The organism is Streptomyces sp. M2CJ-2, from assembly GCF_016757295.1.
In the GTDB taxonomy this organism is placed as follows: Bacteria; Actinomycetota; Actinomycetes; order Streptomycetales; family Streptomycetaceae; genus Streptomyces.
This window is the reverse complement of sequence record NZ_JAESIF010000208.1, coordinates 1-1,828: the sequence shown is the minus strand read 5'-3', so window position 1 is coordinate 1,828 and position 1,828 is coordinate 1. Positions and strand designations below refer to the sequence as shown.

At 68.6% G+C, this 1,828-nt stretch carries 2 protein-coding genes; both read left to right on the top strand.

Annotation, left to right across the window (positions count from 1 at the left end; genetic code table 11):
- The first annotated feature begins 125 nt into the window (after window positions 1–125).
- Entirely contained in the window at window positions 126–1,379 is a 1,254-nt protein-coding gene (locus JL475_RS38820) for an IS256 family transposase (RefSeq protein ID WP_202282898.1), read from the top strand.
- Window positions 1,376–1,795, top strand: a complete 420-nt coding sequence (locus JL475_RS38815) for a VOC family protein (protein ID WP_202282897.1) — start codon at window positions 1,376–1,378, stop codon at window positions 1,793–1,795. Before JL475_RS38820 ends, JL475_RS38815 begins: the two co-directional genes overlap by 4 nt.
- The last annotated feature ends 33 nt before the right edge of the window (window positions 1,796–1,828 follow it).

Here is a 1,828-nt window from a genome sequence, read left to right as displayed (position 1 = left end):
GAGCAATGCTCATGACTTGTGGATCGGCTCTCGGAGTGGCACGTGAAGGGCGTACCTTCCCGAGGGATCGACTGATGGTCATCGAGTAGGCCCGCGTTCGCAGCGCGGGTCGGAAAGGCACGCCCGTGCTCAGCGTAGTCAACGAAGACAGCTCCACCGCTACTGGCTCCCTGATCGACGAGATCGTGCGAGAGGGCGCGAGGCGGATGCTCGCCGCCGCACTGGAAGCCGAAGTCGACCAGTACATATCCGAATTGGCGGCCGAGCGGGACGAACGCGGCCGACGCCTGGTCGTGCGCAACGGCCACCACCGGCCCCGCACCGTGACGACAGCGGCCGGCCCGGTCGAGGTCCGCGCCCCGCGGGTCAACGACCGCCGCGTCGACGAGACGACCGGTGAACGGCAGCGATTCTCGTCGAAGATCCTGCCGCCCTGGTGCCGCAAGTCCCCGAAGATCAGCGAGGTGCTCCCGCTGCTCTACCTGCACGGACTGTCCGGCGGCGACTTCGTGCCCGCGCTCGAGCAGTTCCTCGGCTCCGCAGCCGGCCTGTCGGCGGCGACGGTGAACCGGCTCACCAAGCAGTGGCAGGACGACCACGCCGCCTTCCAGCGCCGCGACCTGGCCGGCACTGACTACGTCTACGTGTGGGCCGACGGCGTCCACCCCAAGGTCCGCCTCGGGCAGGCCCACTCCTGCGTCCTGGTCCTGATGGGCGTCCGCCTGGACGGCACCAAGGAGCTGATCGCTCTGGCGGAGGGGCTGCGGGAGTCGACCGAGTCCTGGGCCGACCTGCTGCGGGACTGCCGGCGACGCGGCATGCGCGATCCGGAGCTCGTCGTGGGCGACGGCGCGATGGGCCTGTGGCGGGCCCTGGCGGAGGTGTTTCCGCAGGCCAGGCACCAAAGGTGCTGGGTTCACAAGACCCGAAATGTGATCAACGCACTGCCGAAGTCCGTGCACGCGGGAGCGAAGAAGGCCCTGCAGGAGATCTACAACGCCGAGGACCGCACCCACGCCGAGCAGGCGGCGAAGCGGTTCACGAAGGACTACGGAGCGAAGTGGCCCAAGGCCGCCGAGAAGATCACCAGTGACCTGGACGAACTCCTGGCGTTCTACGACCTCCCGGCCGAGCACTGGATCCATCTGCGGACCACGAATCCGGTCGAATCCACGTTCTCCGCCATCAGGCTGCGGACCAAGGTCACCCGGGGCGCCGGCAGCCCGGCCGCCGCCCTGGCGATGGTGTTCAAGCTCGCCGAGGCCGCCCAGGGCCGCTGGCGCGCGGTCACCGCACCCCACCTCGTCGCCCTCGTCCGCTCCGGCGCCCGCTTCGAGAACGGCCACCTCGTCGAGCGTGCTGAGGAGGCGGCCGCATGAGCCGGCCCACACACGGCACACTGCATCACGTCGAGTTGTGGGTGCCCAACCTCCACCGCGCACTCGCCTCGCTCGGTTGGCTGCTGGAAGCGCTGGGTTACGCCGTTCACCAAAGCTGGGACGGCGGCCGCAGTTGGCGGCTCGGGCCGACCTACCTGGTCATCGAGCAGTCCCCGGCCCTCACTGCCGAACGGCACGATCGCTGCCGCCCGGGACTGAACCACCTGGCCTTCCACGTCGAAGACGCCACCATGGTCGAGAAGCTGACTGCCGACGCCGCTCAGCACGGCTGGCAGATGATGTTCCCCGAGCGGCATCCATACGCCGGCGGCGGACAGCACTACGCCGCCTACCTGGAGAACGACGACGGCTTCGAGGTCGAACTCGTCGCGATCAACCCGCCCGAACGAAACTGAGGTCAATCGGCCCACAGGTCTTGACGATTACTC